General features: G+C 68.2%; 26 protein-coding genes. 21 read left to right on the top strand and 5 right to left on the bottom strand.

From position 1 onward, the window contains the following. Window positions 1–115: 115 nt before the first annotated feature. Genes B9N97_RS00390 through B9N97_RS00380 form a run of 3 tightly spaced genes read left to right on the top strand, consistent with a single transcriptional unit; the run spans window position 116 to window position 1,769 of the window. Window positions 116–646 carry a prolyl-tRNA synthetase associated domain-containing protein gene (locus B9N97_RS00390; RefSeq protein WP_085082208.1) on the top strand — a complete coding sequence of 177 codons (531 nt, stop codon included), beginning with the start codon at window positions 116–118 and terminating at the stop codon, window positions 644–646. A gap of 34 nt (window positions 647–680) precedes the next feature. Next, a complete protein-coding gene (gene purU, locus B9N97_RS00385; RefSeq protein WP_167393155.1) occupies window positions 681–1,544 on the top strand; it encodes a formyltetrahydrofolate deformylase in 864 nt (287 codons plus the stop codon). Between the two features lie 30 nt (window positions 1,545–1,574). After that, complete coding sequence (locus tag B9N97_RS00380; protein ID WP_085083219.1) at window positions 1,575–1,769, top strand: hypothetical protein; 195 nt, start codon at window positions 1,575–1,577, stop codon at window positions 1,767–1,769. Window positions 1,770–1,781: 12 nt separating this feature from the next. Here B9N97_RS00380 and B9N97_RS00375 read toward each other — a convergent pair whose 3' ends face one another. Both B9N97_RS00375 and cynS read right to left on the bottom strand, forming a co-directional pair. After that, complete coding sequence (locus B9N97_RS00375) at window positions 1,782–2,228, bottom strand: nuclear transport factor 2 family protein (RefSeq protein WP_167393154.1); 447 nt, start codon at window positions 2,226–2,228, stop codon at window positions 1,782–1,784. Window positions 2,229–2,410: 182 nt separating this feature from the next. Next, on the bottom strand, window positions 2,411–2,857 hold the full coding sequence (gene cynS, locus B9N97_RS00370) for a cyanase (RefSeq protein ID WP_085082205.1): 447 nt from the start codon (window positions 2,855–2,857) through the stop codon (window positions 2,411–2,413). 425 nt (window positions 2,858–3,282) lie between these two features. Here cynS and B9N97_RS34625 point away from each other — a divergent pair, with 425 nt between their 5' ends. Both B9N97_RS34625 and B9N97_RS00360 read left to right on the top strand, forming a co-directional pair. Further along, window positions 3,283–3,681 carry a hypothetical protein gene (locus tag B9N97_RS34625; protein WP_143266305.1) on the top strand — a complete coding sequence of 133 codons (399 nt, stop codon included), beginning with the start codon at window positions 3,283–3,285 and terminating at the stop codon, window positions 3,679–3,681. A gap of 22 nt (window positions 3,682–3,703) precedes the next feature. Beyond that, window positions 3,704–4,501 (top strand): Crp/Fnr family transcriptional regulator, encoded by a 798-nt coding sequence (locus B9N97_RS00360; RefSeq protein ID WP_167393153.1) that lies wholly within the window; start codon window positions 3,704–3,706, stop codon window positions 4,499–4,501. A gap of 31 nt (window positions 4,502–4,532) precedes the next feature. On the opposite strand, the gene B9N97_RS00355 is transcribed toward B9N97_RS00360, so the two are convergent. Then, the gene (locus B9N97_RS00355) at window positions 4,533–5,384 is read right to left on the bottom strand and encodes a universal stress protein (RefSeq protein WP_167393152.1); all 852 of its coding nucleotides are present in this window, start codon (window positions 5,382–5,384) and stop codon (window positions 4,533–4,535) included. 149 nt (window positions 5,385–5,533) lie between these two features. Between B9N97_RS00355 and B9N97_RS35870 the strand changes: the two genes are divergently transcribed. From B9N97_RS35870 to B9N97_RS00340, 3 genes are all read left to right on the top strand, one after another. Next, a complete protein-coding gene (locus tag B9N97_RS35870; RefSeq protein ID WP_143266304.1) occupies window positions 5,534–5,995 on the top strand; it encodes a c-type cytochrome in 462 nt (153 codons plus the stop codon). Window positions 5,996–6,066: 71 nt separating this feature from the next. Beyond that, window positions 6,067–6,894 carry a S1C family serine protease gene (locus B9N97_RS00345; protein WP_167393151.1) on the top strand — a complete coding sequence of 276 codons (828 nt, stop codon included), beginning with the start codon at window positions 6,067–6,069 and terminating at the stop codon, window positions 6,892–6,894. Between the two features lie 84 nt (window positions 6,895–6,978). Continuing rightward, window positions 6,979–7,536: an Hsp20/alpha crystallin family protein gene (locus tag B9N97_RS00340; protein WP_085082195.1), complete on the top strand. Its 558-nt coding sequence runs from the start codon at window positions 6,979–6,981 to the stop codon at window positions 7,534–7,536. Window positions 7,537–7,627: 91 nt separating this feature from the next. Here the strand turns inward: B9N97_RS00340 and B9N97_RS00335 are convergent, their stop codons facing one another. Next, window positions 7,628–7,906 (bottom strand): hypothetical protein, encoded by a 279-nt coding sequence (locus B9N97_RS00335; protein WP_085082193.1) that lies wholly within the window; start codon window positions 7,904–7,906, stop codon window positions 7,628–7,630. A gap of 223 nt (window positions 7,907–8,129) precedes the next feature. On the opposite strand from B9N97_RS00335, the gene B9N97_RS00330 reads away from it, so the two are divergent. Then, window positions 8,130–10,037: a PHA/PHB synthase family protein gene (locus tag B9N97_RS00330; RefSeq protein WP_085082191.1), complete on the top strand. Its 1,908-nt coding sequence runs from the start codon at window positions 8,130–8,132 to the stop codon at window positions 10,035–10,037. A gap of 7 nt (window positions 10,038–10,044) precedes the next feature. Here the strand turns inward: B9N97_RS00330 and B9N97_RS00325 are convergent, their stop codons facing one another. Continuing rightward, entirely contained in the window at window positions 10,045–12,768 is a 2,724-nt protein-coding gene (locus B9N97_RS00325; protein WP_085082189.1) for an HAD-IC family P-type ATPase, read from the bottom strand. A gap of 152 nt (window positions 12,769–12,920) precedes the next feature. Here B9N97_RS00325 and B9N97_RS00320 point away from each other — a divergent pair, with 152 nt between their 5' ends. From B9N97_RS00320 to B9N97_RS00265, 12 genes are all read left to right on the top strand, one after another. Next, complete coding sequence (locus tag B9N97_RS00320; RefSeq protein WP_244560474.1) at window positions 12,921–14,705, top strand: sensor histidine kinase; 1,785 nt, start codon at window positions 12,921–12,923, stop codon at window positions 14,703–14,705. Next, window positions 14,702–15,325: a response regulator transcription factor gene (locus B9N97_RS00315; protein WP_085082187.1), complete on the top strand. Its 624-nt coding sequence runs from the start codon at window positions 14,702–14,704 to the stop codon at window positions 15,323–15,325. Before B9N97_RS00320 ends, B9N97_RS00315 begins: the two co-directional genes overlap by 4 nt. A 167-nt stretch (window positions 15,326–15,492) precedes the next feature. Beyond that, complete coding sequence (gene soxC, locus B9N97_RS00310; protein WP_085082185.1) at window positions 15,493–16,914, top strand: sulfite dehydrogenase; 1,422 nt, start codon at window positions 15,493–15,495, stop codon at window positions 16,912–16,914. Then, window positions 16,898–17,941, top strand: coding sequence for a c-type cytochrome (locus B9N97_RS00305; protein ID WP_085082183.1), 1,044 nt, complete (start codon window positions 16,898–16,900; stop codon window positions 17,939–17,941). Before soxC ends, B9N97_RS00305 begins: the two co-directional genes overlap by 17 nt. A 24-nt stretch (window positions 17,942–17,965) precedes the next feature. Beyond that, a complete protein-coding gene (gene soxY, locus B9N97_RS00300; RefSeq protein ID WP_085082181.1) occupies window positions 17,966–18,424 on the top strand; it encodes a thiosulfate oxidation carrier protein SoxY in 459 nt (152 codons plus the stop codon). Between the two features lie 24 nt (window positions 18,425–18,448). Further along, window positions 18,449–18,760 (top strand): thiosulfate oxidation carrier complex protein SoxZ, encoded by a 312-nt coding sequence (gene soxZ / locus B9N97_RS00295; RefSeq protein ID WP_085083217.1) that lies wholly within the window; start codon window positions 18,449–18,451, stop codon window positions 18,758–18,760. Between the two features lie 50 nt (window positions 18,761–18,810). Beyond that, complete coding sequence (soxA, locus tag B9N97_RS00290; RefSeq protein WP_085082179.1) at window positions 18,811–19,626, top strand: sulfur oxidation c-type cytochrome SoxA; 816 nt, start codon at window positions 18,811–18,813, stop codon at window positions 19,624–19,626. Between the two features lie 11 nt (window positions 19,627–19,637). Continuing rightward, complete coding sequence (gene soxX, locus B9N97_RS00285) at window positions 19,638–20,318, top strand: sulfur oxidation c-type cytochrome SoxX (RefSeq protein ID WP_085082177.1); 681 nt, start codon at window positions 19,638–19,640, stop codon at window positions 20,316–20,318. Beyond that, complete coding sequence (gene soxB / locus B9N97_RS00280) at window positions 20,315–22,039, top strand: thiosulfohydrolase SoxB (RefSeq protein WP_085082175.1); 1,725 nt, start codon at window positions 20,315–20,317, stop codon at window positions 22,037–22,039. Before soxX ends, soxB begins: the two co-directional genes overlap by 4 nt. A gap of 54 nt (window positions 22,040–22,093) precedes the next feature. Continuing rightward, window positions 22,094–22,522, top strand: a complete 429-nt coding sequence (locus B9N97_RS00275) for a DsrE family protein (RefSeq protein WP_085082173.1) — start codon at window positions 22,094–22,096, stop codon at window positions 22,520–22,522. 25 nt (window positions 22,523–22,547) lie between these two features. Beyond that, the gene (locus B9N97_RS00270; RefSeq protein WP_085083215.1) at window positions 22,548–23,648 is read left to right on the top strand and encodes a YeeE/YedE family protein; all 1,101 of its coding nucleotides are present in this window, start codon (window positions 22,548–22,550) and stop codon (window positions 23,646–23,648) included. 19 nt (window positions 23,649–23,667) lie between these two features. After that, entirely contained in the window at window positions 23,668–24,678 is a 1,011-nt protein-coding gene (locus tag B9N97_RS00265; protein WP_085082171.1) for an MBL fold metallo-hydrolase, read from the top strand. Window positions 24,679–24,694 lie beyond the last annotated feature (16 nt).

Genomic DNA, 24,694 nt, shown 5'->3' with positions numbered 1-24,694 from the left:
CTTTGCCATGCTGCGTCCTACGGAAAGGTCGGGATCGCAACCATCCACGGTGCCCTCGACCCGCACAGCGGCAATCCGCTCTCCATGGCTTGCCGGACCCACAAGGATGGCGAAAATGCTCGACCAAACCGACACCATGCAGATGCACTGGCGTGAAGCCGGCATTCCGGAAGACCTGTGCCGGGAACTCGCCCTTGCATCGATGCCGATGCGCCTGCACGCCCATCCGCCGGTGCGCACCGTCGCCGACGCCGAGGAACACTGGCGCAGCGTTCCCGGCGTGCACACCAAGAACCTGCTTCTGAAGGATGCCAAGGGCGTTCTGTGGCTGGTCGTGCTGCCGCACGATCAATCGGTGAACATGAAGGAACTGGCCCCGGTCATCGGCTCGGCCAAGCTGTCCTTCGCCTCCCCGGTCACGCTGGAGCAGGTGCTGTCGATCGAGCCGGGCGGCGTCAGCCCGCTGGCCCTGGTGGCGGACAAGGAACGCCGTGTCCGTCTGGTGCTGGACCGGCGTGTTCTGGCCGGCGACACGGTCAATTTCCACCCGATGACCAACCGCGCGACGCTGTCGATGCACCCCGACGATTTGTCGGCCTTCCTCGCCCGGCTCGGCTACGAACCGACGCTCGTCGACCTCGCCTGAGCCCTCCGGCCTTCCCTTCCGCGCGAGACCTGCGATGCGTCAGACTCACAACCCGTTCTACATGACCGTCAGCTGCCGGAGCCGGCCGGGGATCATCGCGGCCGTTTCGACCTACCTGTCGGAGCGCGACTGCGACATCATCGAAAGCGCGCAGTTCGTCGATCACGACGGCGAGCATTTCTTCCTGCGGATGGCCTTCGACGCTCCCGAAGCGATCCGCAGCGAAGCCGGCCTCATCGAAGAGCTGCAGCCCATCGTGAACCGCTTCGCGATGACCCTGACCCTGCGGGACGCGCGGCGGCGGCCGAAGATCCTCATCATGGTGTCGAAGTTCGGCCATTGCCTGAACGACCTGCTGTACCGCCACAGCATCGGGGCGCTGCCGGTCGACATCGTCGGCGTCGTCTCCAACCACGACGATTTCAAGTCGCTGGTCGAATCGCACGGCATCCCCTTCCACCATCTTCCGGTCTCCGCCGGCACCAAGCGGGAACAGGAAATCCGCCTCATGGAGATCGTGGAGGCGAACGAGGTCGAGCTTGTCGTCCTCGCCCGCTACATGCAGGTGCTGTCGCAGGACCTGTGCACGCGGATGGCCGGGCGGATCATCAACATCCATCACAGCTTCCTGCCCAGCTTCAAGGGCGCCAAGCCTTATCACCAGGCCTACAAGCGCGGCGTGAAGCTGATCGGCGCCACGGCGCATTACGTCACCGACGATCTCGACGAAGGTCCGATCATCGAGCAGGAGGTGGCGCGCGTCGACCATTCCATGTCGCCCGACGATCTGGTCGCTATCGGCCGCGATGTCGAAAGCGTCGTGCTGGCCCGCGCCATCCGCCTGCACATCGAAGCGCGCGTCATGGTCCACGACCACAGGGCAATCGTGCTGCGCTGACCAGCCCTCCAAAAGGAGTCCATGGACATCATGCAACTCATCGACGAAAAGGCCACCCAGGCGGTTCACCGGGCCTTCGCATCGGGCGGTCTGGCTGCGGCGGTGCAGGAACTCCGCCGGCATGTCGTCATCGAAGACGAACGCATGGCGCTGGCCACCATCGAAGCCTTCCTCGCCGCATCGCGGAACGAGGCCGCACCGAAGGACCCGGCCCCGCGTTCGTAACCGTCGCCGGCCTCAGCCCGGACGCGTCACGTCGGCTGCCGTCTCCTCGCCGCAACCGGCTTCGCATCCGAGCGCGACGGCGGCATCGTCGAACCGTTCTTCGAAGCGCTCGATGCGGCCGTCGTTCACACGCAGATGGTGGTGTGTCACCGTCTCGATCCGCTTGCCGGTCTTGCGGTAGGTGGCGCCGACGAGATTCGTCACCCGGACATCGTCGCCTTCCACCGTGATGTCCAGCATGTCGTGGCGATCGATGCTCCAATCCCGGATCAGCCCGTCGAAATACTGGCGGACGCCCTCCGGCCCCCGGAATGTACCGGACATGGGGGCGAAGACCGGCGACTCCCGGTTGGAAATCCATTCCACATCGGGAGACAGGTGATCGAACACCGCCTGCACCTCGCCGGCGCCATAACGCTGGTAAAGGGTCCGCAGCCACGCCAGATCCGCTTGCGCCATGATGTCCTCCCTGCCCTGCCCGGCGCCTGTCGACGCCATGTTCAGAAGACCGGGAGCGAATCCTACGCCAGCCTTCCGCCCGGACAAGCAGGCAGTCGGCGTGCCCCGAAGGATGCCGGCGCCCGTCCGTCCGTACACGACCGCGGGGCCGCCACGACCGGACGGCGGGCGCCGGTCCGGGCTCAGAAGCGCTTGTAGGGCAGGAACTTGCCGGACATGGTGATCTTCACGCGGTCGCCCTTGGGATCCGGCTGCCTGTCCATCTCCATCTCGAAGTCGATGGCGCTCATGATGCCGTCGCCGAACTCCTCCTGGATCAGCTCCTTCCAGGTGGTGCCATAGACCGACACCAGTTCGTAGAAGCGGTAGATCAGCGGATCGGTCGGCACGGCGGTGGGCAGCGAACCGCGATAGGGGATCTCCTGGAGAAGCAGCGTCTCCTCCTCGTCCAGGCCGAACAGCTCCGCCGCCACGGCCGCCTGTTCGGCTGTCATCGGCATCTGCCCCATGAGGGCCGCGGTGATCAGCACGGGAGAAGCGCCGCCGATGCGCTCGGCGATCTCCGCCCAGGTCAGCCGCGCCAGACGCTTCTTGCTGAGGACCTTTTCGGTGACGTCTTCGCGCTTCATGGCGGTGCTCCTGTGGTGAAGAGGAAAAAGGCGGGATGAAGGCGCGCAGGCTCTGCAACGCCCGTACCAGACCCGTCCTTGACCGTCCGTCGGCGCTTCGGCCGCTCCGGCGACGCCCGAACTGCCCGCAAAGCGATCAGGTTGCCCATTGCGCCGCCGGGCCGAATGCCCCCCGCATGCCGATCGCAGCGGCATGTCCTTTTTTGAACCTGGACGACGAACACAAGGCGCATCGACCCCGGCTTCCGAAGCCGCGCGAACGTCGAAGCCCTATCGTTTTGAATAGGCCTCAGACTCTTTGGTATGGGTTTCCGCAGGTTTGATCCATGTCAAATCGCTCGCACCTTGCAGTGGCGCAAATTTCGTTTTCCAAGTGGATTGCCTCATCGCCCTCACCGCTCTCTGACGGTTCTGTGGAGACGACCATGTCGTCATCGCATGGCTTTTCGAACAGCGAAGCGCTCTACGCGGAACTCTTGAGCTTTGCTGTCGCCGCACTTGCATCCGGCTCGCACAGCGATCACGCTCTCCTGCTGCTGCACGAACGCTACCGCGAATCCAAAGACGGGGAAACCGCCCGGCGGAAGCGGTTGCTGCGCTCGCTCATCAGCACCCCCGCCCAAACCCCGCTCGGCGTCGCCGTCAAGCTGACCGTGGCCTGTCGCCTCGACGGACACCTGGAAGCGGCCCAGGAAGCGGCGGACGGTCCCATCGGCAGCCACGTCATCGTTTCAGCCCTGATCGACTCCCTGGCGCAAGCTCATGTGCTCTCCCAACTGCGCCCCGATCTGCCACCCACAGGCCGGAAAGAGCCGAGACATTAGGCACATGCGAGAAAGGCATCCCATGCGGCCCGAATGCCAGTCCTGCCCGGTTCGACGCGACGGGCTATGCGCAAGCGCCTCCGACGCGCAGCTCCAGGCGCTGGGCACCATCAAGCACCCGCTCTGGCATGTGCCGGCGGGCGGCTGCGTCTTCGCCGAAGGGGACGGCAGCGAGATGGTGTTCATCATTCGCCGGGGCTGGGCGGCGGTGTCCGTCTTCCACGAGAACGGGCGTCGCCAGGTGCTTCGCTTCGCCATGCCCGGCAGCATGGTCGGGTTCGAGACGACCGCCGACGGCTGCATGCCCTGCACGGTGGAGGCGCTGACCGACCTCACCGCCTGTCCGATCCCGCGCCAGTCGCTGATGCGGTTCTGCCAGACCGCACCGGAACTGACGTTGCGGATGTGGTCGCTTCTGGCGGCGGAGACGATTTCGGACTGGCGTCTGCTGGGCGGGCTCGGCACCTGCACCGCGACCGAGCGGATCGCCCGTCTGCTCGTCGCGCTGTGCCAACGCCAGCCCCGGGAGGCCGGCGCCGGTGTCGACGAGTTCGCGCTTCCGATCAGCCAGACGGTGATCGCCGACGCGACCGGCCTGACCTCGGTTCACGTCTGCCGGACCTTGAAGGAGATGCGGGCCGCCCGGCTGCTGTCCTTCGCCAAGGGGCGCCTGCGCGTCATGGACTGGCAACGGCTGGCCGGTCTGGCGGAGATGACCGCAGCGCCGGCGCCCTGCTCCGCGGTCCTCCCGTCTCCGACGCTTCAGCCGGACCGCTGGCGCGAGGGCGTCTGGCGCAACGCCTCCACCCAAATCCAATGACCGTTACCCATCGAACAGGCGCAATCTTGCCTCAATGCACCATCAGCACCGGTATGGTGGCGAGCCCCACCACATGGGACGTGGTGCTTCCCAACGTCCACTGCCGCAAGCGGTTGCGGCCATGCCCGCCCATGACGAGCAGGTCGGCGCCGAACTGGGCCGCCATCGCAAGCAGGACGCTGCCGGTCTCGCGCAGGCTTGCCGGCAGATGTTCGGCCTTGGCCTCGACCCCCTGCATCAGCAGATAGTCCTGCAACCGCTCCGTATCGGCGTGGATGTCGTCCCCCAATCCGAAGGTTCCGATGAGGACCTCCTGCGCATGGCGCAGCAGGGGCAGCGCCGCCACCATGGCCCTGGTTGCCTGAGGACTGCCGTTCCACGCGATCATGATCCTCGACCCGATGGGCCGCACGGCCGTGAAGGGAGTCAGGATCACCGGGCGGGCCGTTCCGAACAGGGCGGCGTCGAACATCGACCGCCAGACGTTGTCGGTCACGCCGTCATGCTTGGGCTTGGCGAACAGGAGGAGGTCCGCGAAGCGCCCTTCCGTCGCGATCGTCTTGTCGGCCGGCCCGTCTACCTCGCGCCAGACGATCTCCGGATCGCGGCCGGCAGCCGCCGCCTGGCGGAGATGCCCTTGCATCCGCTCATGTGCGGCCTGGCAATCCCGTGCGATCTTCGCCTGGACCTCCCGCATGGCGTTTTCCAGCATCGTGCCGGCAAAGCCCTTCCCGAGCACCAGGATCAGGTTCTCCGGGCTGGGGCGCGCGTACAGCACCTCGACACGGGCACCGAAGACGCGGCCGATGAAGAGTGCGGCGTCGAGCGCGGCATCCATGCTGCCGGCCGCGTTGGACAGCGGAACAAGAATCTTGCGGTACATGGTCCATCCCTCCGGCTGACGGGACCGAGGCGTTCCCGACATTCGCAAGACCAGGATCGGACCTTCGCATCGCCGCGGCATTAATCCCGGTTAAGGCCCCGCGCTCCGCCATCCGCCATTCTGTCCCGACACCAACGATGGAGGGCACCATGCACCCTACCCTGTCCGGCGGGCGGCTCTTCGCCCGGATCGTCATGGTCATGGGCATCGCTGCGCTGTGCTCGCCGGCGCTTGCGCAATCGCGCTCCGAAAAGGCCACGGGAAGGTCTGACGAGCCGATCGGCCAATCCTCCTACTTCGCCAACTGCGCGGTGTGCCACGGCCGCACCGGTCATGGCGACGGCCCCTATGCCGATTACCTCACCAGGAAACCGGCGGATCTGACCACCATCCGCGAGCGCAACAAGGGCGTCTTCCCGCTCGACTATCTCTATGGGATGATCGACGGGCGCGAGTCGATCGGGGCCCATGGCCCGCGGGAAATGCCGGTCTGGGGGTCGGCGTTCCGGGCCGAATCGGTGCAGGACTTCTGGCCCTGGGGGTCGGAACAGGTCGTCCGCGGAAAGATCCTGGAGCTGGTCTATTACATCCAGACCATTCAGGACAAATGACGGGTTCGCCTTGCCGGTGCGGGTCCCGCGCCGGCCGGTGGGTGCGGCGGTTTCAGGCGGGGGCGCAGCGCATGTCTCGAAAGACCGCGAAACGGATCGTCGATCTGGTGCGACGCACGGCGATCGGATCGGCGGTGCTGGCGAGCCTCGGCGCCTGCGCCCTGAACGGCTCCGTCGAACCGCCGAACGGCATGTCGCCGAACGCCATGCCCACGCTCGCCCCCATGCTGGAGCGGGTGCTGCCGGGAGTGGTCAGCATCGCGGCAAGCGGCCAGTTTTCCGCGGAGGAAATGGCCCTGATCCGCGACCCGGAATTCCGCGCCATGCTCGGCCTGCCCAAGCGCATGCGGCCGGAGGAGGAACGGTTCCTCGTCCAAGGGTCCGGCATCGTCATCGACGCGCCCACCGGCACCATCCTCACCACCCGCCACCTCGTCGACGGGGCGGACGACATCACCGTCACGCTGAAGGACGCGCGGAGCCTCCCCGGCCGCATCGTCGGCACCGACGCGGACGGCGACATCGCGGTTGTTCAGGTCGAGGCGCGCGACCTCGTTGCGGTGCCGCTGGGGAATTCCGACGATCTGCGCGTGGGCGATTTCGTTGTGGCGATCGGGAACCCGTTCGGCCTCGCCCAAACCGCGACGCTGGGCATCGTCAGCGGTCTGGGGTCGCGCAACCCGACCGAGCCCGACGGTTCCTTCATCCAGACCGACGCCTCGATCAATCCCGGCAATTCGGGTGGCGCGCTGGTGACTCTCCGGGGCGAGCTGGTCGGGGTCAACGACAGCCTGATCGGGTCGGCCGTCGGCAACAGCGGCATCGGCTTCGCCATCCCGATCGCCCGGGCGAACCGCAGCGTCGACCGTCTTCTCCGACGAAAGATCGACCGGCCTTAATCCAGATAAAGTCGGCCGGCTCCGCCGGGTGCTAAAAACCATCGCGTCACAAGGGTAATCCCAAGGGAAAACCAGGAGGATGCCATGACCATGACTGAAACGAGCGCCGCCGAAAAGCCGAAGGAGCTGAAGACCACCGGCCAGGCGGCCAAGGAAGTGGCGGAGCGCAATCGCCATCCGCTTTTCGCCCTGCGCGACGAATTCGACCGCCTGTTCGACGAGGCGTCGTCCATGCTGCGCTTCCCATGGAGCCGCCGCCCGGTATTCGGCCTGGAGCCGCTGTTGCGCGGCGACGCCGACCTGGAGGCGATCGTGCCCCCGGCGGAAGTGGACGAACGGGAGACCGAGTACCGCGTCACCCTGGAAATCCCCGGCATGGACGAGAAGGACGCCGAGGTTTCCATCCAGGACGACATCCTGACCGTCAAGGCCGAGAAGAAGGAGGAGACGGAGGAAAAGGACAAGAACCGTTACTTCTCGGAGCGCCGCTATGGTTTGTGCGCCCGCACCTTCCGGTTGCCGGCCAATGTGAAGGCGGACGCGATCACGGCCAGCATGAAGAACGGCGTGCTCACCATCGTGCTGCCGAAGGCGGAGCCGAGCAAGCCCACCAAGCGCACCATCGAGATCGCCAAGTCCTGATCTCCCGGCGCCACAGAACAGGCCGCTGAAACACAGGATCGCGAAACACAGGATCGCCGACGGTCAGGCCGGCCGCCGGCGATCCCGTCCGTCAGGGATCGACGCTGCGGGCGGCCACATGTTCCTGCAGGAAATGGCACAGGACGAGCTTCAGCAGCGCGGTGCGTTCCTGCTGGCCGTGCGCCTTCGCCTCGGCGATGTCGTCCTCGATCATGCGGCGGATTTCGCCCTGCCCCGCCTCGGTCGCGACCAGATAGCTGCCCAGCTCGGAGGCGACGATCTCCGGCAGATGCTCGTGCGTGGCGATCGCGTCGATCTCCTCCTTCGTCAGCCCGCTCATGCCGACGCAGTCCTCGAAGGTGATGACCATGGCCCGTCTCCCCATTTGGCGGTTTTGAAGTTCGTCAATGGCGGTTCGCACTCCATTGCCGGCCTCCCTGAACGGCATCCGTGCAGCCGTGTCGGGAGAATGACGCCATTCAGCCATGGCTTTCCGATGCCGGCCTTAACCGGCGTTAAGGCCGTGCTCTCCTCAAGCTGCTGGGATGGGTGACGCCGTTGCACAGACGGTTGCCAAGCCAAGGAGAAGAGCCATGCCGATGGCCCAACTGAAAGCCGACCGCCCCGTTGCCCCCAACCGGTCCGACGCCGCGCCGGCAGCGGTCGGTCCGGCGGCCATTCCGGCGCCTCCACCCGGAACGGCGACAATGGGAACGGCGATGCGCAGCCCGGCCTATGGATTTCCCTATCTGCCCTTCAGCGGCGAGATCATCGACCGGCTGGTGCATGCGTGGCAGGGCCGTTTCACCCTGTCGATCTCGCCGGCGGCGGTGACGCTGGCCTTCGCCGACTGGGCGATGCATCTGGGCAATGCGCCGGGCAAGCAGGCCGTCCTGGCCGACAAGGCGGTGCGCAAACTGGTGCGGCTGATGGTCTATGCCGGCGCCGCTGCCATCGACCGCGACACCCCGCCCTGCATCGAACCGCTGCCGGGCGACCGCCGCTTCGCCCATCCCGACTGGCGGCAGTTTCCCTATTCACTCTATGCCCAGTCCTTCCTGTTGGCACAGCAGTGGCTGCACAACGCGACCACCGACATTCCCGGCCTGTCGCAGGCCAACGCCCGCATCGTGCCCTTCGTCGCCCGTCAGCTTCTCGACGTGGCGGCGCCGTCCAACAACCCCTTCACCAATCCCGAGACCCTGCGCACGGTCATCGCCACCGGCGGCATGAACTTCGCCTTCGGCATGGCGAACTGGATGGAAGACGCCCTGCGCCTGATGACCGGACAGCAGGCGAAGGGCTTCGATGCGTTCCAGGTCGGCCGGGACGTGGCGGTGACGCCGGGCAGCGTCGTCTTCCGGAATGAACTGATCGAACTGATCCAGTACGCGCCAGCCACCGCACCATCGGCCGGCTCGGTCCATGCCGAACCGGTGCTGATCGTGCCGGCCTGGATCATGAAATACTATATCCTCGATCTGTCGCCCGAAAACTCCCTGATCCGCTATCTGGTCGGCCGCGGATTCACCGTGTTCGCCATCTCCTGGCGCAATCCGGGTCCGGAGATGCGCGATTACGGCCTCGACGAATACCGGCGACTGGGGGTGATGGCGGCGCTCGACGCCATCGGCGCGATCTGCGACACGGAAGACGGCCCGCCGCCGCCCGTGCACGCCTGCGGCTATTGCCTGGGCGGCACGCTGCTGACGATCGCCGCCGCCGCGATGGCCCGCGACGGGGACCGGCGGCTGAAGTCGATCACGCTGCTGGCCGCCCAGACCGACTTCACCGAGGCCGGCGAACTGATGCTTTTCATCAACGAAAGCCAGGTCGCCTATCTGGAGGACATCATGTGGGAGGCGGGATACCTCGACACCACGCAGATGTCCGGCGCCTTCCAGATGCTGCGCTCGAACGATCTGATCTGGTCGCAGGCGGTCCAGCAATATCTGCGCGGCCGGCGGCCCGAGGTGACCGACCTGATGGCCTGGAATGCCGATGGAACGCGGCTGCCCTACCGGATGCATTCGGAATACATGCATCAGCTGCTGTTGGGCAACGACCTGTCGGAAGGACGCTACAAGGTGGAGGGCCGCCCGGTCGCCCTGTCGGACATCCGGGCGCCGATCTTCGCCGTCGGGACGCGGCGCGACCATGTGGCGCCCTGGCGGTCGGTCTACAAGATCAACCTGCAGACCGACACGACCGTCACCTTCCTGCTGACCGACGGCGGCCACAATGCCGGCATCGTCGCCGGCCCCGACCGTCCCGACCGCCAGTACCGCATGAGCGAGCGTGGACCCGACGACCGCTATGTCGACCCCGACCTGTGGCTGGACTCGACACCCGCCCGCACCGGGTCGTGGTGGCGCCCCTGGGCGGACTGGCTGGACCGGCAATCGGACGCGGAGCCGGTGGCGGCGCGGGCGATCGGATCGGCGAAGCGCGGCCTCGGCCCGCTCGGCCCGGCGCCGGGACACTATGTCCTGGAACGGTGAGGCGGGCTCAACCTCCCGGCAGCCGCTTCTCCAGCTCCATCAGCACGAACAGCCCGGCGCCGACGGCGATCATCGCCACCCAGGCGGTGACGCCGACCGCGGCGGTGCCGAACAGGGCCTGCAGCGGGGGCGCATAGGTGAAGGCCAGCTGCAGCACGATCATCAGCAGGATGGACAGCCAGACCGGCCGGCTGCCGGCCAGACCGGACAGCAGCCCCAGCCGGCCCCCCGCTTCGCCGCGCAGCCCGCGGGCGCTCAGCAGGAAGAAGATCTCCCCAATCACCAGTGTGTTGACGGCGATCGTCCGCGCCATTTCGATCCCGTCGCCCTGCATCCGGTGGTAATGGAAGAATCCGAAGCTGGCCGCCACCAGCAGCACCAGCACCACCGTCATCCGCCACACCAGCCGGCCGACCAGGATCGGCTCGTCGCGCGGGCGCGGCGGGCGGGCCATGACGCCGGGCTCCGGCGCCTCGAAGGCCAGCGCCAGACCCAGCGTCACGGCGGTGACCAGGTTGACCCACAGGATCTGCACCGGCGTGATCGGCAGGATGCTGCCCGACAGCACCGCCAGCAGGATCACCACCGCCTGGGCGCCATTGGTCGGCAGCATGAACAGGATCGTCTTGCGCAGATTGTCGTAGACGGTCCTCCCCTCCTCCACCGCATGGACGATGGAAGCGAAATTGTCGTCGGCCAGCACCATCGCCGCCACCTCCTTCGCCGCCTCGGTGCCGTCGCGGCCCATGGCGACGCCGATGTCGGCCCGCTTCAGCGCCGGGGCGTCGTTGACGCCGTCGCCGGTCATGGCGACGGTGTCGCCCGCCGCCTGGAGCGCCGCGATCAGCCGCAGCTTGTGTTCCGGCGTGGTGCGGGCGAAGACGCTGTTGTCCTGGGCCGCGGCGGCGAATCCGGCCTCGTCCAGCCGGTCCAACTCCGGGCCGCTGATGACGCCATCGGGGAGGCCGAACCGCCGGCCGATGGCGGCGGCGGTGGCGGCATGGTCGCCGGTGATCATCTTCACCGTGATCCCGGCCTGCCGGCAGGCAGCGACCGCCACCAGCGCCTCCTCCCGCGGCGGGTCGATCAGGCCGCAGAGGCCGAGCAGTTCCAGCCCCTCCTCCCGCAAATCCTCGGCATTCAGTTCGGACAGGTCGATGGGGGTGCGGCGCATCGCCAGCGCCAGCACCCTCTGCCCCTGCCCGGCCAGTTCGGCGGTCAGGGCGGTCCAGCGGCCCCGGTCCAGCGGTGCGGTCTGCTCCCCATGCCTCTCCCGCTCGCAGAGCGCCAGCACCCGTTCCGGTGCGCCCTTCACCACCAGGATGCCGTGGCCGGCATGGTCGTGATGCAGGGTCGCCATATACTGGCGTTCGGATTCGAAGGGCAGAGCGTCGCGGCGCGGGGTGCGCCGGGCCTCATCCACCGGGTCGAGCCCCGCCTTCATCGCCAGCGCCAGCAGCGCGCCGTCGGTCGGGTCGCCGGCCAGCCGCCACTCGCCGCCGGGATCGCGGTGCAGGGCGGCGTCATTGCACAGCAGCGCCGCACGCGCCAGATCGAGCAGCAACGGCTCCCCGGACGGGTCGGCCAGCCGGCCGTCGCGGCAGATCTCCCCCTCCGGGGCATAACCGCTGCCGCCGACCCGATAGGTCGCGTCGGCGGTGACGACGTCGGTCACCAGCAGTTCGTTGCGGGTCAGGGTGCCGGTCTTGTCGGTGCAGATGGTGCGGACGGAGCCCAGCATTTCCACCGCCGGCAGATGGCGGATGATGGCATTGCGGCGGGCCATGCGGGTGACGCCCACTGCCATGGTGATGGTCATCACCGCCGGCAGCCCTTCCGGAATCGCCGCCACCGCCAGCCCGACCGCGGTCAGGATCATGTCCTGCCACGGCTCGTCCCAGACCAGCCGGCCATAGGCGACGGTGACCGCCGCCAGCAGGAGGATGCCGCCGGTCAGCCAGCGCCCGAACCGCTCCATCGACACCAGCAGCGGCGTCGCCACCGACGACACGGAGGCCAGCAGATGACCGATGCGCCCGACCTCCGTCGCGTCGCCGGTCGCCACCACGGTGCCGGTGCCCTGGCCCTGGACCACCATGGTTCCGGCATAGGCCATGCCGCTGCGGTCGCCCAGCGCCGCATCGGCGGCGACGGCGGCGGCGGACTTGACGGTGGGAACCGACTCCCCGGTCAGCGCCGCCTCCTGCACCAGCAGGCCCTTGGTGCGGTCGAGCCGCAAATCGGCCGGCACCCGGTCGCCGGAAACCAGGAACACGCGGTCGCCCGGCACCAGCGCGTCGGCCGCCAGGGTCACGGCATGGCCGTCGCGCAGCACCACCGCCTGGGGCGACAGCAGGTTGCGGATCGCCTCCAGCGCCTGCTCGGCCTTGTCCTCCTGGATGTAGCCGATCAGCGCGTTGACCAGCACGACGCCGAAGATCACGCCGGCATCCGTCCAGTGGCGCAGCAGCAGCGCCACCGTGCCCGACGCCAGCAGCACATAGATCAGCAGATTGTGGAACTGCGCCAGGAATCGCAGCCATGCCGGCCGCCGCTTGGGCGGGGTCAGGCGGTTGGGGCCGAAGCGCCTCAGCCGCGCCGCCGCCTCGCCGCTGCCGAGTCCCTCCGCCGGACTGTCGAGCTGCACGGCGACGGCGGACGCGTCCAGCGCATGCCACGGGACATCGGCCGGCGACGGGCTGCCTGTGCGTGTCTCTGCGAGATGAGCCATGATCCGTTACTCCCGGCCTTTACAGATTGGCGCTTCAAAGGCGCGGGGAAGTGGGACGGATGGTCGCGCCGCCGACAGGATGCCATAGCCCGCCCGCGATTCTTCGGGCTATGCTGGCGATTATGTGGAAGCTGCTGATAGTTTCATGTGTCGTGCTGATCTCCGCGGCCACCGCAAGGGCGGAGCCGGAGTTGGACACCGTGCGCGTCGGCGTGCTCGCCTATCGCGGATCGGAGCGGGCGGCCCACGATTGGGAGCCGACGCTGTCCTATCTGGAGCGCGCGATTCCCGGCCGCCGCTTCGTCATGATGCCGCTCGACCTCGCCGGCATGGTGCTGGCCGTCGCCGACCGCCAGGTCGATTTCGTCATCACCAATCCCGGCAGCTATGTCACGCTGGAGGCGCGCTTCGCGGTGACGCGCATCGCGACGCTGGAGTCGGGGACACCGGACACGCCCATCGCCGCCGTCGGATCGACCGTCATCCGCCGCGCCGACCGGGCCGGGATCGGCAAGCTGGCCGACCTGAAGGGCAAGCGGCTGGCGGTGGTGTCGACCGACGCCTTCGGCGGCTTCCAGATCGCGTGGCGCGAGATGGAGGAGGCCGGCGTCCGCCCCTTCACCGATCTGGCGGAGCTGACGGCGGTGGGCTTTCCGATGGAAGGGGTGGTGGAGGCGGTGCGCGCCGGCAGCGCCGACGCCGGCGTGCTGCGCGCCTGCCTGCTGGAGGAGATGACGGCGCGAGGGCGCATCGCCCCCAACGAGTTCGTGGTGGTCGGCGAGAAGCCGCCCGGCGAGCTGCCCTGCCGGGTGTCGTCGCGGCTCTATCCCGACTGGCCCTTCGCCCGGCTGGCGCACACGCCGCGCGATCTGGCCCGGCGCGTCGCCGCGGCGCTGCTGACCATGCCCGAGACAGAGGGGCCGACCTGGACCGCCTCGCTCGACTACACGTCGGTGCATGAGCTGTTCCGCACCCTGCACATCGGCCCCTATCCCAAGACCCCGCCGACGCTGGAGGAGGTTCTCAAGGAAAACTGGCAATGGCTGGCGGTCATCGCGGCGGCGGTGCTGTGGTGGGTGGTCCATTCCGCCCGTGTCGAGGTTCTGGTCCGCCGCCGCACCGCCGAGCTTGAACGCGAGATCGCCGAGCGCGAGCGCGCGGAGGCCACCGCGCTGCGCCTGCGCGAGGAGCGCGACCAGCTCTCCCGCCTCGGCATCGTCGGGGAGATGGCCAGCAACATCGCCCATGAGCTGAACCAGCCCTTGGCGGCCATCGGCAATTTCGCCGGCGGCATGACCCGCATCCTCGACGCACCAACGCCCGACCTCGGGATGCTGCGGGCCGGGGCGCGCTCCGTCGCCGAGCAGGCCGAACGCGCCGCGGCGATCATCCAGCGCACCCGCGGTTTCGTCAGCCGCCGCGACGCCCAGCGCTCCGCCCTGTCGGTCAATGCCGTGGTGGAGGAAACCCTGTCGCTGTTCGGCGCGCCGCCGGACCCGGCGCTGTCCATCCTGACCGAACCGGCCGACGGGCTGCCCGAGGTCAGGGCCGACAAGGTGGAGCTTCAGCAGGTGCTGCTGAACCTGCTGCAGAATGCGGTCGAGGCGACGCGGACCGGCAATAATGGCGGCGGCGAGATCGTGCTGCGGACCGCGCTGTCCGGCGGCATGGTGCTGATCGAAGTGCGCGATTCCGGGCCGGGCGCGCCGGAGGAGTCGCGGCGGCGCATGTTCGAGCCCTTCTTCACCACCAAGCCCGGCGGTCTGGGACTCGGCCTGTCGATCTGCCGCACCATCGTCGAGCGGCATGGCGGCCGAATCTGGGCGGTGCCCGGCGTGCCGCGCGGGCTGGCCGTCCGCTTCACACTGCCGCCGGCCGCCGGGGAAACCGTATCATCATTGTCCGTCCCATCGTCCATCCAGGAGACAAACACATGACCGACGCCCCCCTGGTTCTGGTGGTGGACGATGACGAGGCGATGCGCAGTTCGGTGCAGTATCTGCTGGCCTCCGTCGGCATCGCCTGCGAGAGCTTCGCGTCGGCCGAAGCCTTCCTGGCCTCGCCGCACCTACGCCCGCCGCTGCGGCCGGGCTGCGTGCTGCTGGACGTCCGCATGCCCGGCATGAGCGGGATCGAACTGCTGCGCCACCTGAAGGAGCGCGGCTGCAAGCGTCCCGTCATCATGGTCACCGGCCATGGCGACGTGCCACTGGCCGTCGCGGCGCTGAAGGGCGGGGCCGAGGACTTCATCGAAAAGCCCTGGAAGGATCAGGCGCTGCTCGACGCCGTCAACGCCGCCATCCGCAAATGCCGCGAGGTGCTGGTGCGCAGCGCCGGGCGCGAGGCGGTCGAGGCGCGGATGGCCCAGCTGAGCCGCCGCGAGCGCGAGGTGCTGGCCCTGGTGCTCGACGGCCGGCAGAACAAGGAGATCGCGGCGGCGCTGTCGATCTCGGTCAAGACGGTCGAGGGCCATCGCCAGATGGTGATGGAGAAGATGGGCGCCCGCTCCGTCGCCGAACTCGCACGGCTGGCACTGACCCCCGGCGACCGGGTTTAATCAGGCAACAATCAAGCAATTCAAGGCTCCGGCCCCGCCCCCGCTCCCAAAGCAAGGGTTTACCCTTGGTCGCCACCGGAATCGACCCGATGGCGGCGATTGTTCGCTGCACGTACCATCGGCGTGACAAAGATACCGGCAGCGAACCGGAAGGAAATGGGACGGAAATGAGCAAGTTGCGGCCAACGGGAGAGGCGACTCCCCGAACCGATCCGCTCGTCCCCGGCGCGGATGCACTGTCCGGCCGGTTGCGGCGGGCGCCCGAGAACTTCCTGACTCCCGACGAGATCGGGCAGGTCGGCAAGGGACGGCGCGATTTCCTGCGCGCCAGCTTTCTGGCGGCGGCCGGCGCCACCGCCGCGGCGACGCTGGGCGGCCGTAACGCCGCCGCCGCCACAGCCGACGCTGCCGGCGATCCCGACATCCTGAACCCCACCCCCTGGGGCAGCAGCCTGGGCCAACCGGTGGCGGCCAACCCCTACGGTCTGCCGTCGAAGCACGAGCGCGGTCTGGTGCGCCGGCAAAGCCCCGGCCTGACCCAGGTGGCAGCCGCCAGCGTGTCCTTCGCGCCGCTGCAGGGGCTGTTCGGCATCATCACGCCCTCCGGCCTGCATTTCGAGCGGCACCACCAGGGCTGGCAGGACATCGACCCGACCCGGCACCGGCTGATGATCAACGGCTCGCGGCCGGAGTTCGTGAAGACGCCCAGGGTCTACACGATGGACGACATCATGCGGCTGCCGCCGGTGTCGCGCATGCACTTCATCGAATGCGGCGCCAACACCGGCATGGAGTGGGGCAACGTGGCGGTCCCCACCGTGCAGTACACCCACGGCATGCTGTCCTGCAGCGAATTCACCGGGGTGCCTCTGCGCACGCTGCTGGAATATTGCGGCGCCGACCTGAAGGCCGCCAAATTCATTCTCGCAGAGGGAGGTGACGGCTCGTCGATGACCCGCACCATCCCGATCGAGCTGGTGCTGTCCGGCGAGGTGATGGTCGCCTACGGCCAGAACGGCGAGATGCTGCGGCCGGAGAACGGCTATCCGCTGCGGCTCGTGGTTCCGGGGGTGCAGGGCGTCTCCTGGGTGAAGTGGCTGCGCCGGATCGAGGTCGGCGACCGTCCCTATGCCGCCAAGGACGAGGCGGTCCACTACATCGACCTGATGCCCGACGGCCAGCACCGGCAATATACCTCCATCCAGGAATGCAAGTCGGTCATCACCAGCCCGTCGGGCGGCCAGACGCTGCTGGACAAGGGATTTTTCACCATCAGCGGGCTCGCCTGGTCGGGCCGCGGCGCCATCAAGCGGGTGGACGTGTCGGTCGACGGCGGCATCAACTGGACGCAAGCGACCTTGCAGACGCCGGTCCTATCCAAATGCCTGACCCGCTTCACCCTGCCCTGGAATTGGGACGGCCGGCCGGCGCTGCTGCAATCGCGCGCGATGGACGAGACCGGCTTCGTCCAGCCCGCCTACGGCCAGCTGCGCGCGGTGCGCGGCACGCGGTCGATCTACCACAACAACGCGATCCAGACCTGGCAGGTTGCCGAAAGCGGGGACGTGAACAATGTCCAGATCCTGTAAAGCGGCCCTCCTGGCGTCAGCCTTCGGTGCGATGCTCGCCTGGACGGCACCGGTGCTGGCGGACGGCCCCTCCAGCGTCGGCCGTCCGGCCTCCCCGGCGGAACTGAAGGCCTGGGACATCGACGTCGGTCCCGACTTCAGCGGCCTGCCCAAGGGCTCCGGCACCGTGTCGCGCGGCATGGAGATCTGGGAGGAGAAATGCGCCAGCTGCCACGGCACCTTCGGTGAGAGCAACAGCGTCTTCAACCCGCTGGTCGGCGGCACCACCGCCGAGGACATCAAGACCGGCCATGTGGCGGCGCTGAAACGCACCGACTTCCCGGCGCGGACGACCTTCATGAAGGTCGCCAGCGTCTCCACCCTCTACGACTACATCCGCCGCGCCATGCCGTGGAACGCGCCGAAGTCGCTGAGCGACGACGACGTCTATGCCGTGCTGGCCTATCTGCTGAACCTCGCGGAGATCGTCCCGGACGACTTCACCCTGACCGACGCGACGATCCGCGACGTGCAGCAGCGGATGCCGAACCGCAACGGCATGACCACCGCCCACGCCCTCTGGCCCGGCCTGGACTTCCCCGGCATGGCGGCCAAGCCCGACACCGCCAATGCCGTCTGCATGACCAATTGCAAGCCGAAGGCCGAGCTGGCCTCGCAGCTGCCCGAGCATGCCCGCGGCGCCCACGGCAACATCGCCGAACAGAACCGCGTCATCGGGCCGGTCCGCGGCCAGCGCACCGGCCCGGATACGGCGGCGGCTGAGGCTCCCTCCCCCGCCCTGGCGCTGGCGGAGAAGTCCGGCTGCCTGTCCTGCCATGCCGTCGATACCCGCATCGTCGGCCCGAGCTACAGCGAGATCGCCGCGCGCTACCGCGGCAAGAACAACGCCGAGGCCCTGGTTTCCAAGGTCAAGGCCGGCGGCGAAGGCTCCTGGGGCGCCGTGCCGATGCCGCCGCAGGACGACCTCAGCATCGACGACGCCAAGACCCTGGTCGCCTGGATCCTGTCCGGCGCGCCGCAGAAGTAACGAGACCGAGGAGGAGCATCTCTCATGACACAGGCAGCGATGGAACGGCGTCAGGTACTGACCTTTCTGGGGGCGCTGGCGGCGGCCGGATTCGTGGTGCCACGCGTGGCGCTCGCCAACTGGGACAAGACCGCCTTCGACGCCAAGACGATGGACGACGCGCTGAAGGCGTTCGGCGCCGGCGCACCGGCCGACAGCGGCGACGTGCAGATCATCGCCTCCGACATCGCGGAGAACGGCGCGGTGGTTCCGGTTCAGGCGGTCAGCAAGCTGCCCAAGACCGAGCGGATCGCCATCCTGGTGGAAAAGAACCCCAACATGCTGGCCGCCGCCTTCGACATCGGGCCGGACACCATCCCCGAGGTCACTGCCCGCATCAAGATGGGCCAGACCTCCAACGTCATGGTGCTGGTCAAGGCGGACGGCAAATTCTATGCGACCGCCAAGGAAATCAAGGTGACGCTCGGCGGCTGCGGCGGCTGAACGGACAGGATGGGAGAGAAGATCATGGGCAATCCGATGAAGATCCGCGCCTCCGCCAAGGACGGCGTCACCGAGATCAAGGTGCTGATGAGCCACGAGATGGAGACCGGCCAGCGCAAGGACGCCAGCGGCACGGTCATCCCCGCCTGGTTCATCAACGAGGTCACCGCCAAGCTCGACGGCAAGACGGTGATGCAGGCGCAATGGGGACCGTCGATTTCCAAGAACCCCTACCTCGCCTTCAAGGTCAAGGGCGGCAAGGCCGGCGACAAGGTCTCCGTCACCTGGGTCGACAGCAAGGGCGACACCCGCACCGACGAGGCCACCGTCACCTGACGCGCCGACGGGACCAAGGCCGACAAGAACAAGGACGGGAGGGGGGAGACATGGATCGCGTAAGCGTTGGGATTGCGGCGTTCCTTGCGGTGTCGGCGGCGGTCGCCACGGCGGCCTACGCCCAGCAGAAGGATGCGGCGCAGGAGGGCATCGAGGCCTACCGCGAGGCCCTGCAGGACGGCAACCCCGCCGAACTGTTCGAGCTGAGCGGCGAGGAGCTGTGGAAGACGCCGGCCGGCCCGAAGAAGGACTCGCTGGAGAAATGCGACCTCGGCCTCGGCCCCGGTGTGGTCAAGGGCGCCTATGCCCAGCTTCCGCGCTACTTCGCCGACACCGACCGCGTCCAGGACCTGGAATCGCGCCTGCTGACCTGCATGGAAACGCTGCAGGGCAAGGACCCGAAACCCTATGTCGAGGCCTCCTTCACCGCCCCGCCGAAGGAGGAGATGATCGCGCTCGCCGCCTACGTCTCCGGCCAGTCCAAGGACGATCCCATCACCGTGAAGCCCAAGCATCCCAAGGAACAGGCGATGTACGACCTGGGCAAGCGGATGTTCTACTATCAGGGCGGCCCCTACGACTTCGCCTGCGCCACCTGCCACGGCCAGGAGGGCACGCGCATCCGGCTGCAGGATCTCCCCTACATTCCGGGGCAGAAGGGTGCCGCGGCCGGCTGGGGCAGCTGGCCGGCCTACCGCGTCAGTTCCGGCCAGATGTGGTCGATGCAGTGGCGGCTGAACGACTGCTTCCGCCAGCAGCGTTTCCCCGAACCGGTCTACACCTCCGACGCGACCATCGCGCTGTCGATGTACATGGCCGCCAACGCCAGCGGGGAGACCATGAAGACACCCGGAATCAAGCGCTGAGGGAGGCCGTCATGAAACACGCCATGAAACACGCTGCCTTCCTTGCCGCCCTGCTGCTGGCCGGTCCCGCCCTTTCCGAAACCAAGGTCGCTCCCTCCTGGGGACCGGGGGCCGACGACGCCGCCTTCACCCGCATGCTGGCCGCCAGCTTCAAGGACAAGGGCATCGCCAAAATCGACCGCCTGACCCAGGACGAGACGCAGGCCTTCTGCTCCGACCCGGAGGCCGCCGCCAGCCCCGCCGCCGCCGAGAAGCGGCTGCGGATCGAGGCCGCCAACCTGGCGACGGTGAAATGGCCGTCCGACGGCAAATGGCTGGGCGACTGGAAGGAGGGCGAGAAGATCGCCCAGAGCGGCCGGGGCAACACCTGGACCGACAAGCCGGGCGAGCCGAACGGCGGCAACTGCTACAACTGCCACCAGATCAGCCCGACCGAGATCTCCTATGGCACCATCGGTCCCAGCCTGCTGCAGTACGGCGCGCTGCGCGGCCGGGACGAGGAGACGATGAAGGCGGCCTGGGCCAAGATCTACAACGCCAAATCGGCCAACGCCTGCTCCAACATGCCGCGCGCCGGCCATATGGGCATCCTGGGGGAGACGCAGATCAAGCATCTGATGGCGCTGCTGTTCGACCCGAACTCTCCCGTCAACGCCCAGTCCAATTCGGCCAAATCGGGGCCTGCACAATGAACCGCCGCGAGTTTCTCACCGTCCTGGCCGCCGCCAACGCCGCCGGCCTGCTGCTGCCCGGCGCCGGCTTGGCCCGCGCGGAGGCTGCTGCGGACGCGGTCTACGATGCGCCGGCCTTCGGCAACGTCTCGCTTCTGCACATCACCGACTGCCACGCCCAGCTGAAGCCGATCCATTTCCGCGAGCCGAGCGTCAATCTCGGCGTCGGCGAGATGTCAGGCCGGGCGCCGCATCTGGTGGGCAGCCGGCTGCTGGAGCATTTCAAGCTCGCCGCCGGAAGCCGCGAGGCGCACGCCTTCACCTGCCTCGACTTCGAACGGCTGGCCGGGCTGTACGGCAAGGTCGGCGGCTTCGCCCATCTGGCGACGCTGGTCAAGCGGGTCCGGGCCAACCGGCCGGGCGCCCTGCTGCTCGACGGCGGCGACACCTGGCAGGGGTCGGGCACAGCGCTGTGGACCCAGGGCCAGGACATGGTGGAGGCCGCCAAGCTGCTGGGCGTCGACATCATGACGCTGCATTGGGAATGCACCTACGGCCAGGAGCGCGTGCAGGAGATCGCCGAGAAGGACTTCGCCGGCCACATCGAAATCGTCGCCCAGAACATCAAGACCGCCGATTTCGGCGACGACGTGTTCAAGCCCTACAGCCTGCGCGACGTCAACGGCGTCAAGGTCGCGGTGATCGGGCAGGCCTTCCCCTACACGCCGATCGCCAACCCGCGCTACATGGTGGCCGATTGGACCTTCGGCATCCGCGAGGAGGAGATGCAGGCGACCGTCGATGCCGCCCGCGCCGCCGGCGCCGCGGTGGTCGTCGTGCTGTCGCACAACGGCATGGACGTCGACCTGAAGATGGCGTCGCGCGTCCGCGGCATCGACGCCATCCTCGGCGGCCACACCCATGACGGCATGCCGGCACCCAGCATCGTCGCCAACCCTGGCGGCAAGACGCTGGTCACCAACGCCGGCTCGAACGGCAAGTTCCTGGGCGTCCTGGATCTCCAGGTCACCGGCGGACGGGTCGCCGACTTCCGGTACCGGCTGATGCCGGTCTTCGCCAACCTCCTGCCCGCCGACCCGGAGATGGAGGCGTTGATCACCCGCGTCCGCGCGCCCTACGAGGCCAAGCTGGGCGAAACGCTGGCGGTGACGGAGGGCACGCTGTACCGGCGCGGCAACTTCAACGGCAGCTTCGACCAGCTGATCCTCGACGCGCTGATGGCGGAAAAGGATGCCGAGATCGCCTTCTCCCCCGGCTTCCGCTGGGGCACCACGCTGCTGCCCGGCCAGCCCATCACCATGGAAAACCTGCTGGACCAGACCGCCATCACCTATCCCTACGTCACGCTTTCGCAGATGAGCGGCGAGCAGATCAAGACGGTGCTGGAGGATGTCTGCGACAACCTGTTCAACCCCGACCCCTATTACCAGCAGGGCGGCGACATGGTGCGCGTCGGCGGACTTTCCTATGCCTGCGATCCCGCCGCCCCGGCCGGCCGGCGCATCCAGGACATGACGCTGAACGGCAAGCCGGTTGAGGCGTCGAAGACCTACAAGGTCGCCGGCTGGGCACCCGTGGCGGAGGAGGCGAAGGCGGCCGGCGGCGAGCCGATCTGGGACCTCGTCGCCCGCAACCTGCGCGCCCGCAAGATTGTGGCGCCGCCGCAGCTGAACCTGCCGACCCTGAAGGGCGTGGACGGCAACCCCGGCCTCGACGCCTGACCCGAAATTCCGCCCGCCAACTGGGGCAAGCTCCAATCCGGAAAGGCTCAGACCATGAGCGTTCGTCGTTTCCTGGCCCCCCTGCTGATGCTGTTCGCCCTGGCCGCCGCCGCCCCGGCGCTGGCCCAGGACAAGGTCGTCTACCACATCGACAATGCCGCGGAGCAGGGCACCAAGGCGCTGCGCAACATCCGCAACCATCTGGACGTGGCGCCGAAGACCGAGATCCGCGTGGTCACCCATGCCGAAGGCGTCGATCTGCTGATGGAAGGCGCCAAGGACACCAAGAACAACATCGACTACGGCCCGCTGATCTCCGACCTGAAGGGCCGCGGCGTCCGGTTCGAGGTGTGCGAGATCACCATGAAGCGCCGCAACCTGACCAAGGACCAGTTCGTGATGGAGGCGGAGTTCACCCCGTCCGGCGTCGTCCGCATCACCGAACTGCAGGCGCGCGACCATTACGCCTACATCAAGCCCTGAAAGGGCGCCTGAGAAAGCAATGGCCATGGGTTTCACCGTCGATTCCCTGATGGAAAGCCTGGGCGAGGACAGCTTCATGGCGCTGGGCGGGCTGCTGATCGGCACGCTGTTCGGCGTGGTGGCGCAGCGGTCCCGCTTCTGCCTGCGCGCCTCGACGCTGGAGGTGGCGCATGGCCGGTTGGGCGGACGGCTGGCGGTCTGGCTGCTCGCCTTCTCCACCGCGCTGATGGCGACGCAGGGGCTGATCCTGCTGGGGCTGTTCGACACCGGCAGCGTCCGCCAGCTCAACAATCCCGGCAGCCTGTCGGGGGCGGTGATCGGCGGGCTGATGTTCGGCTGCGGCATGACGCTGACGCGGGCCTGCGCCAGCCGCATGCTGGTGCTGTCGGCCACCGGCAACCTGCGCGCACTGCTGTCCGGGCTGGTGTTCGCGGTGGTCGCCCAGGCGGCGATGCGCGGCGTCCTGTCGCCGCTGCGCGAGACGGTCAACGGCTGGTGGGTCATCAGTGGGCAGCAGCGCGACCTGCTGGCGCTGGCCGGCATCGGCCATGGCGGGGCGCTGCTGTTCGGCATGGGCTGGTTCGCGGCGGGCGTGGTGATCGCGCGGCGCAACGCCCTGTCGGGCTGGTCCTGGGTGGGCGCGGCCGGGGTCGGGGCGACGGTGGCCGCCGCCTGGTGGTTCACCTGGCGCGCCGCATCCTCCGCCTTCGATCCGGTGACCGTCCATTCCCTCAGCTTCACCGCGCCCTCGGCCGATTTCCTCATGCTGGTGCTGTCGCCGCCGGGCACCCGCTGGAGCTTCGACACCGGGCTGATCCCCGGCGTGGCGCTGGGCGCCTTCGTCGCCGGGCTGGCCGGGCGCGACCTGAAACTGGAAGGGTTCAACGACGGCTCCACCATGCGGCGCTACATCATCGGCGGCTGCATGATGGGCCTCGGCAGCGTGCTGGCCGGCGGCTGCGCGGTCGGGGCCGGCGTGTCCGGCGCGTCCATCTTCACGGCGACGGCGTGGCTGGTGCTGTGGTCGATGTGGATCGGCGCCGTGCTGACCGATCTCGCCATCGACCGGCCGGCGCGGGTGCGCGCCGCCGCCATCGCCGCAATTCCGCCGGTCGCGGCACAGTGACCTTCACAGGAGATCCCGCATGCCACGCCTGCCCCGCCGCCGCCTGCTGACAGCCGGTGCGGCACTCCTGGCCGCCGTGCCGGGCCTGGAGGCTGTCCGCGCCTTCGCCGCCGGAGTGGAGTCCTTCGTCAAGGGACCGCCGGTGCCCGACATGCCGCCGGTCCAGGTCAGCCCGCATGTCTGGATCATCCAGGCGCCCGACGGCTTCCCGACGCCTCAGAACCAGGGGATGATGGCGAACATCACCTTCGTCATCGGCCGCGACGGTGTCATCGTCGTCGACAGCGGCGCCTCGCTGCAGATCGGCGAGATGGCGATCCGGATGCTGCGGACGCTGACGCCCAAGCCGGTCGTCGGCATCGTCAACACGCATTACCACGGCGACCATTGGCTGGGTAACCACGCCTTCGCCGAGGCGTTCGGCGAGGATCTGCCCCGCTACGCCCTGCCCCAGACGCGGGAGGCGATCCTGGGCGTGCAGGGCAGCTTCTGGCAAAGCTCCATGGTCAAATGGACGGCGCAGGCGTCGGCCGGGACGCGGATCGTCGCCCCCAACCGCGACGCCAAGCATGGCGACGAGCTGTCGCTGGGCGACGTCCGGCTGCGCCTGCACCATTACGGCACCGCCCACACGCCGTCCGACCTGTCGGTCGCGGTGGTGGAGGACGGCGTCATGTGCGTCGGCGACGTGATGATGGACCGCCGCATCGCCAACATGGACGACGGCTCTTATCTCGGCACCTTCGAGACGATGGACAGGCTGCGGGCCGACAGCGACACCCGCATCTGGCTGCCGGCCCACGGCGTGCCCGGCCCCGGCGTGCCGGAGTGGCAGCGCAGCCTGTTCGAAGGCATCTTCGAATCCTGCGTCGCCGCGGTGAAGGCCGGCCAGTCGGTCGAGCAGGCCAAGGCCGCCGTGCTGGCCGATCCGCGCGTCGCCTCCCGCGCGGCCGAGACCAAGGGCTGGGACAGCAACATCGGCAAATACATCAGCCTCGCCTATCTGGAAGCGGAGCAAGCCGACTTCTGAGCGGCGGAGCTGCCGG

This window comes from Azospirillum oryzae (genome assembly GCF_900177515.1).
In the GTDB taxonomy this organism is placed as follows: Bacteria; Pseudomonadota; Alphaproteobacteria; order Azospirillales; family Azospirillaceae; genus Azospirillum; species Azospirillum oryzae_A.
This window is presented reverse-complemented; position numbering and strand designations above follow the sequence as displayed.

Bases quoted from the DNA above. Each gene is read 5' to 3' on its own strand.
- B9N97_RS00390 (WP_085082208.1), top strand. From the start codon at position 116: ATGCTCGACCAAACCGACACCATGCAGATGCACTGGCGTGAAGCCGGC.
- purU (WP_167393155.1), top strand. From the start codon at position 681: ATGCGTCAGACTCACAACCCGTTCTACATGACCGTCAGCTGCCGGAGC.
- B9N97_RS00380 (WP_085083219.1), top strand. From the start codon at position 1,575: ATGCAACTCATCGACGAAAAGGCCACCCAGGCGGTTCACCGGGCCTTC.
- B9N97_RS00375 (WP_167393154.1), bottom strand. From the start codon at position 2,228: ATGGCGCAAGCGGATCTGGCGTGGCTGCGGACCCTTTACCAGCGTTAT.
- cynS (WP_085082205.1), bottom strand. From the start codon at position 2,857: ATGAAGCGCGAAGACGTCACCGAAAAGGTCCTCAGCAAGAAGCGTCTG.
- B9N97_RS34625 (WP_143266305.1), top strand. From the start codon at position 3,283: ATGTCGTCATCGCATGGCTTTTCGAACAGCGAAGCGCTCTACGCGGAA.
- B9N97_RS00360 (WP_167393153.1), top strand. From the start codon at position 3,704: ATGCGGCCCGAATGCCAGTCCTGCCCGGTTCGACGCGACGGGCTATGC.
- B9N97_RS00355 (WP_167393152.1), bottom strand. From the start codon at position 5,384: ATGTACCGCAAGATTCTTGTTCCGCTGTCCAACGCGGCCGGCAGCATG.
- B9N97_RS35870 (WP_143266304.1), top strand. From the start codon at position 5,534: ATGCACCCTACCCTGTCCGGCGGGCGGCTCTTCGCCCGGATCGTCATG.
- B9N97_RS00345 (WP_167393151.1), top strand. From the start codon at position 6,067: ATGTCTCGAAAGACCGCGAAACGGATCGTCGATCTGGTGCGACGCACG.
- B9N97_RS00340 (WP_085082195.1), top strand. From the start codon at position 6,979: ATGACCATGACTGAAACGAGCGCCGCCGAAAAGCCGAAGGAGCTGAAG.
- B9N97_RS00335 (WP_085082193.1), bottom strand. From the start codon at position 7,906: ATGGTCATCACCTTCGAGGACTGCGTCGGCATGAGCGGGCTGACGAAG.
- B9N97_RS00330 (WP_085082191.1), top strand. From the start codon at position 8,130: ATGCCGATGGCCCAACTGAAAGCCGACCGCCCCGTTGCCCCCAACCGG.
- B9N97_RS00325 (WP_085082189.1), bottom strand. From the start codon at position 12,768: ATGGCTCATCTCGCAGAGACACGCACAGGCAGCCCGTCGCCGGCCGAT.
- B9N97_RS00315 (WP_085082187.1), top strand. From the start codon at position 14,702: ATGACCGACGCCCCCCTGGTTCTGGTGGTGGACGATGACGAGGCGATG.
- soxC (WP_085082185.1), top strand. From the start codon at position 15,493: ATGAGCAAGTTGCGGCCAACGGGAGAGGCGACTCCCCGAACCGATCCG.
- B9N97_RS00305 (WP_085082183.1), top strand. From the start codon at position 16,898: ATGTCCAGATCCTGTAAAGCGGCCCTCCTGGCGTCAGCCTTCGGTGCG.
- soxY (WP_085082181.1), top strand. From the start codon at position 17,966: ATGACACAGGCAGCGATGGAACGGCGTCAGGTACTGACCTTTCTGGGG.
- soxZ (WP_085083217.1), top strand. From the start codon at position 18,449: ATGGGCAATCCGATGAAGATCCGCGCCTCCGCCAAGGACGGCGTCACC.
- soxA (WP_085082179.1), top strand. From the start codon at position 18,811: ATGGATCGCGTAAGCGTTGGGATTGCGGCGTTCCTTGCGGTGTCGGCG.
- soxX (WP_085082177.1), top strand. From the start codon at position 19,638: ATGAAACACGCCATGAAACACGCTGCCTTCCTTGCCGCCCTGCTGCTG.
- soxB (WP_085082175.1), top strand. From the start codon at position 20,315: ATGAACCGCCGCGAGTTTCTCACCGTCCTGGCCGCCGCCAACGCCGCC.
- B9N97_RS00275 (WP_085082173.1), top strand. From the start codon at position 22,094: ATGAGCGTTCGTCGTTTCCTGGCCCCCCTGCTGATGCTGTTCGCCCTG.
- B9N97_RS00270 (WP_085083215.1), top strand. From the start codon at position 22,548: ATGGGTTTCACCGTCGATTCCCTGATGGAAAGCCTGGGCGAGGACAGC.
- B9N97_RS00265 (WP_085082171.1), top strand. From the start codon at position 23,668: ATGCCACGCCTGCCCCGCCGCCGCCTGCTGACAGCCGGTGCGGCACTC.